This is a genomic window from Polaromonas sp. P3_C2 (genome assembly GCF_056402675.1).
Window position 1 is genome coordinate 1 of sequence record NZ_JBFUGX010001270.1, and the last position, 531, is coordinate 531.

The following is a 531-nucleotide window of genomic DNA, read 5'->3' on the forward strand; positions in this document are numbered from 1 at the left end:
GATCGCGGAAGGCGCCTAGAACAGGTTTCTGGACGATTGGGACGCGATATCGACCTTGGGAAGGGGCTGGGAAAGGACGGTTCGCGTTTATGGGAAAATACCGGCATTGCCCGCCGCCCGCATCGCCGGCGCCGGTTCGTTCCGCTCTTCCCTACAAGTTATGTCCAGCAATCTCCACCCCATGCTCAACGTGGCCATCAAGGCTGCGCGCGCTGCAGGCGCCATCATCAACCGTGCGGCGCTTGACGTCGAATCGGTTCGCATATCGGTCAAGCAGACCAACGACTTTGTCACCGAGGTCGACCAAGCTGCTGAAGCTGCGATCATCGAAACGCTGCTGACGGCCTACCCCGGCCACGGCATCCTGGCCGAAGAATCCGGCAGCGAGCATGGCGCCAAAGACTCCGACTTCGTCTGGATCATCGACCCGCTGGACGGCACCACCAATTTCATCCACGGCTTTCCCGTCTATTGCGTCAGCATCGCGCTGGCCGTCAAGGGCAAGGTCGAGCAGGCCGTGGTGTATGACCC

At 61.0% G+C, this 531-nt stretch carries 1 protein-coding gene; it reads left to right on the top strand.

What is annotated here, in order from left to right:
* Positions 1-160 precede the first annotated feature (160 nt).
* Positions 161-531 (top strand): inositol monophosphatase family protein (locus AC1DWI_RS26020; protein ID WP_477726311.1); only part of this gene is annotated, 371 nt, incomplete at its 3' end.